This window comes from Thermosynechococcus sp. OHK43, from assembly GCF_014466085.1.
Classification (GTDB): domain Bacteria; phylum Cyanobacteriota; class Cyanobacteriia; order Thermosynechococcales; family Thermosynechococcaceae; genus Thermosynechococcus.
Genome location: NZ_JACOMP010000068.1, coordinates 1 through 5,494, shown reverse-complemented (window position 1 = coordinate 5,494; position 5,494 = coordinate 1). Strand labels below are relative to the sequence as shown.

The window sequence follows — 5,494 nt, the reverse complement described above, 5'->3', positions numbered from 1 at the left end:
GTCAGTAGGCTCTGGGATTCGTTTAAAACTTGAAATGGCGGGGCATGGATTTGAACCATGGACCTTCGGGTTATGAGCCCGACGAGCTACCAGACTGCTCTACCCCGCGTTGCTTTAGCTTATTTAGCATAGCGTATTGTCTAGGGGCTTGGCAAGCGATCGCCAGCGGATTGACAACCCTTTTTTGCATAGAACGGGCTCAAAACAGCAAAAGCTCCAATTGAAAAGAATTTCATCCCCTTGAGCTATCCCCTGTTTTAGAAACAGCGCCATCAGTAAATAAAATACTATACTATTGAAGAAATAGATTATTTTAATTATCTGACTCAGACTAAATGTAGCAGCGCTAACTTACAAAACCCGCAAAAGTAAATAAATTATTAAAGTGAATTATTAAAGTGGGCTTGTTGAGCTCACTCCTTTAACCATGTGCCTACCTCCTCCGCTCCTCAGTACACTCCAAGAAATCTATCAACACCAAGCCTCAATGCTCTCTGAGAGCCCCCTGCCAACCGAAAACCAGCTTCTGCTTCTGATTGAGGCACTCCCAGAAGCAACCCGTGCCACCCTAGCAACACTGCTGATGTGCCACTCTCAGACTAAGGCGTCTGTGCCCATCAACTTGGCCTACCTCTTGACACTAGAGGGTGAAATCCTCAATCTACTTGGTGTGACATCCCCAGTACGCCCTCTGCTGACGCCGCCAGTCCTACAAAAGCTGCAAAACTATCTGCCATGGTTTAGGAAGGCTAGCCAGATTGTCCAGAATCACCTCGGTTGCGACCTTGTGCGCAATTACTGGTTGATTAGCCGCCCTAACGATCCCTGGCTGCGCACCATTCGGGTTGAGATCTTTTACAATGAGCAAGGGTCTGCTCCCGATCGCTACCTCAACGAGGAGCAGCAAGATCTGTTACAAATGTGGTTAGAGCAATTTATTCTCTACTGCTATCGCCTTTTACCCACGCTCCCAGCAGAGGCAATGGCAGCAGGAATTCCTGTTCCCCCTCAACTGCTACAAGCAGCGGCCTAACTCAAAAAGACCTTGCTCAAACTTTGGTGTCCGTCGGCCATCAATTGAATTGTGGAGCACATTCTGCTACTAGAGGATGAAACGGAACTAGCCGACCCCTTAGGTCACATCCTACGTCAAGAGGGCTACCACGTTGACGTGGCCTATGATGGTGAAACGGCTCAAGCCTACTGGCAAAGGCAGCGCCCCTACCACCTATTGATTTTGGATTGGATGGTACCCCCGCCCACAGGGCTAGAACTCTGTCAACGATGGCGCCAAGCAGGTGATGAGACCCCCGTTCTCTTTCTCACTGCTCGAGATACAGTCGATGACCGGGTATGCGGTCTGGATGCCGGTGCCGATGATTATTTGGTGAAGCCCTTTGAACTACGGGAATTGCTAGCACGGGTACGGGCACTGCTGCGACGGCGGCATGCGATGGGGTGTACAGCCCCCATTCTTTGCTGGCAGGATTTGCGTTTAGATGTTGAAGGTCGTTTGCTCTACCGGGGACAACAGTGCATCTGCCTGTCGGAAAAGGAAACGGCACTTTTGGCGCTCTTCCTCAAGCACCCGACGGAACTGCTCAGCCATGAATTGATTGCCAGTCAACTGTGGCCGGATCAGCCCTGTGTCAATCGCAACCTATTGGCAGCCCAGATTCGGCTCCTACGCCGCAAAATTGAGCATAGGGATGAACCCTCCCTGATTCAAACGGTCTATGGTCAAGGCTATCGGCTACGCCCAGTTGCTGCACCTGAAGGCTAAGGCCACCGTTGCAGCATCTTGGAGGGGGAGGGGCCAGATACAATCCAGATACAATAGATAAGCTGTTCTTTCGGGAAAACTGTTGTGGACGATCGCTACGACCCCCAAGTGATTGAGGCCAAGTGGCAACAGGAATGGGCTGCACGCCAACTGGATCGCACCGACACCGATCCGCAAAAGCCCAAATTCTATGCCCTCTCCATGTTTCCCTACCCCTCAGGGAATCTGCACATGGGGCACGTCCGCAACTATACGATTACCGATGTCATTGCCCGCTGTCGGCGGATGCAGGGTTACCGCGTTCTCCACCCCATGGGCTGGGATGCCTTTGGCCTGCCGGCGGAAAATGCTGCCATTGAACGGGGAATTCATCCCCGCCTTTGGACACAACAGAATATTGGCCAAATGCGCCAAGAACTGCAACGTCTTGGCCTCGCCTACGATTGGGAACGGGAGGTGACCACCTGTGACCCCGACTACTACCGCTGGACACAATGGCTGTTTTTGGAATTTTTTGAGGCGGGCTTGGCCTACCAGAAAGAGGCAGCGGTGAACTGGGATCCCGTGGATCAAACGGTTTTGGCCAATGAGCAGGTGGACAGTGAAGGACGGTCCTGGCGATCGGGGGCCTTAGTGGAACGGCGACTGCTGAAGCAATGGTTCCTGAAAATTACCGCCTATGCTGAGGAACTGTTGAATGACTTGGAACAACTGACCGGCTGGCCAGAGCGGGTGAAATTAATGCAGGCCAACTGGATCGGTCAGTCCACCGGTGCCTATTTGGAATTCCCAATTGTGGGCAGCAATGAGAAAATTGGTGTTTTTACCACCCGTCCCGATACCGTCTACGGCGTAACATACGTGGTACTGGCGCCAGAACATCCCCTCACGCTGAAGGTGACCACGAGCCGCCGCCGCAAAACCGTCGAAGCCTTTATTGCCAGTGTGCAACAGGAAAGTGAACTGGAACGTACAGCGGGCGATCGCCCCAAACGGGGTGTGGCCACCGGCGGCAAAGCCCTAAACCCCTTTACCGGCGAAGCAATCCCCATTTGGATTGCCGATTATGTCCTCTACGAATACGGTACCGGTGCCGTGATGGGCGTACCTGCCCACGATGAGCGGGATTTTCAGTTTGCCAAAGCCCACAAGCTCCCCATCCGCCAAGTGATTATCCCCCCAGACGGCAAAGCCAGTGCCCGCCCCAAGGCCGCCTATACAGAGCCGGGGAGATTGATCAACAGTGGTCAATTTGATGGCATGGACTCCACCGCAGCTAAAGTAGCGATTACCGAATACGCAGCGGCTCAAGGCTGGGGACGGGCGCAAGTGCAGTATCGGCTGCGGGATTGGCTCATTTCCCGCCAACGCTATTGGGGCGTCCCCATTCCCATCATTCACTGTCCGCAGTGTGGGCCAGTGCCGGTGCCGCGCTCAGAATTACCGGTGCTCCTCCCTGAAGACGTGGAGTTTACCGGTCGCGGGCCTTCTCCCTTGGCGAAGCTTGCTGCATGGCGCGATGTCCCCTGCCCGCAGTGTGGTGGGCCGGCCCAGCGGGAAACGGATACCATGGACACATTCATTGACTCCTCTTGGTACTACTTCCGCTACGCTGATGCCCGCAACAGTGAAGCCCCCTTTGACCCCGCAGCCATCAAGGACTGGTTACCGGTGGATCAGTACGTGGGGGGAATTGAGCACGCCATTCTGCATTTGCTCTACTCGCGCTTTTTTACCAAAGTCTTGCGCGATCGCCAGCTCGTGCATGTGAGTGAACCCTTTCAGCGACTGCTCACCCAAGGCATGGTTCAAGGGCGCACCTACAAAAATCCGCGCACTGGTAAATACATCATTCCCAGCCGCATCCCCGATCTCAACCAACCCACCGATCCCGACACAGGGGAAGCCCTAGAGGTGGTCTATGAGAAAATGTCCAAGTCGAAGTACAACGGCGTTGCTCCCGGCGATGTCATCCAACAGTACGGTGCCGACACAGCGCGGATGTTTATCCTCTTCAAAGCGCCCCCCGAAAAAGACCTGGAATGGGACGATGCTGACGTTGAAGGGCAGTTTCGCTTTCTCAACCGCGTCTGGCGACTCGTACAAACGTTCAAAGCCAAGGGGGGTCGGCTGGGGCAACCCCTGCCCACAACCCTAACCAAAGCCGAAAAAGATCTGCGCCGTGCCATTCACACAGCCATTAAAGAAATTAGTGAGGACATTGAAGGTGACTATCAACTGAATACGGCTGTTGCTGAACTCATGAAACTCAGTAATGCCCTCAGCAGTGCCGACTGCTACACCTCTGGGGTCTATAGCGAAGGCATCCAAACCCTACTCACCCTCCTTGCTCCCTTTGCCCCCCACATCAGCGAAGAACTTTGGCACCAACTGGGGGGCACTGATTCAATTCACCGCCAGCCTTGGCCAAAAGCAGACCCCACTGCCCTCGTTGCCGATGAAATTACCCTTGTCATTCAGGTCATGGGTAAAACCCGTGGCGCGATCCAAGTGCCAGCCGCTGCCAGCCAAGCCGAACTTGAGGAAGCTGCCAAGCACTCAGAGATTGGCCAGCGCTATCTCGCGGGTAAAACCATTAAAAAAGTCATTGTTGTGCCGGGCAAGTTGGTGAACTTCGTCCTAGAGTCCTAAAGGTAAGCCCTTGGCGGCGGTTGCTCTAGAGACTTGTCAAGGACTTGTCAAGATTGCTCACCATTGCTCCCCAAAAGCTCTAGGATAAGGACTGTAACTGTTCTCGCAGCAACTATGGGTGAGGCAAAGCGGCGCAAAGAAACCCTCGGTGAGGCCTACGGTCAACAACAGGGGGGCTGGCTAAAAAAGGAGCAACTGTTGCTGATTCAGAAATGGGTGACGCGAGGAACGTGGCTGGGGATTGGCCTACTGGTGGTGATTTGGTTAACAGTGCGTTTTATCGGCCCCAGTTTTGGCTGGTGGGAATTGACGGTGAATTAGAGGGCCCATGTTGGAGCTATTGGCAGCAGTAGCATGGTACTGGGGACAGCCGCCCTTTGAGGCTCTCAAAGCAGTGATTTTTCCCTATCATGCGGCGCTGTATCAGTATCGCGATCGCTACCTGCAAACGCTAGCTGAAGAAGGCTTTGCCCCCAGCCAACAGGGGATTTGGATTCAAAGTGCCCAGCAGTTACTTGTAAACCACCAGGGAGATCGCCCCCTTCCTGCTGCATCGGTCACCAAAATCGCCACGAGCCTTGCTGTTCTCGACAAATACCCCTTTGAGCATCAGTTTCTCACTCGCATTGGCACGACAGGCAGGCTACAAAATGGTGTCCTCAGGGGGGATTTGGTCTTGATTGGCGGCAATGATCCCCTGTTTGTGTGGGAGGAGGCGATCGCCCTTGGCAATGCCCTCAATCGCTTGGGAATTCAGCAAGTGCAAGGGAACTTAGTCATCGTCCCTCCCTTTATCATGAACTTTTACTCTGACCCCCAGATCAGCGCAGAGCTATTCAAACTGGCCCTCGATCATCGCCGGTGGACCCCCGAAATTGCAGCGGCCTATGGGCAGCACCTCAAGGAACAACCGCGCCCCCAAGTGAGTATTGCCGGTGGAACACGCTTCCAAGGGACGATCCCCGCCAATGTCACGATTCGCCTAGAGCACCGCTCCCTTCCCTTAGGGGAAATTGTGCGGCAAATGAATATCTACAGCAACAATGGAATTGCAGAAAT

The 5,494-nt window shown here is 53.8% G+C and carries 5 protein-coding genes and 1 tRNA gene; 5 read left to right on the top strand and 1 reads right to left on the bottom strand.

All coding sequences use genetic code 11. From position 1 onward, the window contains the following. Window positions 1-35 precede the first annotated feature (35 nt). A tRNA-Met gene (locus H8Q75_RS02970) sits at window positions 36-109 on the bottom strand. Window positions 110-427: 318 nt separating this feature from the next. Here H8Q75_RS02970 and H8Q75_RS02965 point away from each other — a divergent pair. From H8Q75_RS02965 to H8Q75_RS02945, 5 genes are all read left to right on the top strand, one after another. Beyond that, a complete protein-coding gene (locus H8Q75_RS02965) occupies window positions 428-1,033 on the top strand; it encodes a hypothetical protein (RefSeq protein ID WP_024125363.1) in 606 nt (201 codons plus the stop codon). Window positions 1,034-1,084: 51 nt separating this feature from the next. Beyond that, window positions 1,085-1,783 carry a response regulator transcription factor gene (locus tag H8Q75_RS02960; protein WP_024125362.1) on the top strand — a complete coding sequence of 233 codons (699 nt, stop codon included), beginning with the start codon at window positions 1,085-1,087 and terminating at the stop codon, window positions 1,781-1,783. An 84-nt stretch (window positions 1,784-1,867) separates the two neighbouring features. Then, window positions 1,868-4,435 carry a leucine--tRNA ligase gene (gene leuS, locus H8Q75_RS02955; RefSeq protein WP_024125361.1) on the top strand — a complete coding sequence of 856 codons (2,568 nt, stop codon included), beginning with the start codon at window positions 1,868-1,870 and terminating at the stop codon, window positions 4,433-4,435. Between the two features lie 114 nt (window positions 4,436-4,549). Further along, on the top strand, window positions 4,550-4,756 hold the full coding sequence (locus H8Q75_RS02950) for a DUF2839 domain-containing protein (RefSeq protein WP_024125360.1): 207 nt from the start codon (window positions 4,550-4,552) through the stop codon (window positions 4,754-4,756). 7 nt (window positions 4,757-4,763) lie between these two features. Continuing rightward, on the top strand, window positions 4,764-5,494 hold a 731-nt coding region (locus tag H8Q75_RS02945; RefSeq protein WP_297040359.1), incomplete at its 3' end, for a D-alanyl-D-alanine carboxypeptidase.

What these genes read in the sequence shown, in the direction of transcription:
- H8Q75_RS02965 (WP_024125363.1), top strand. Translation starts at nt 428, where the DNA reads ATGTGCCTACCTCCTCCGCTCCTCAGTACACTCCAAGAAATCTATCAA.
- H8Q75_RS02950 (WP_024125360.1), top strand. Translation starts at nt 4,550, where the DNA reads ATGGGTGAGGCAAAGCGGCGCAAAGAAACCCTCGGTGAGGCCTACGGT.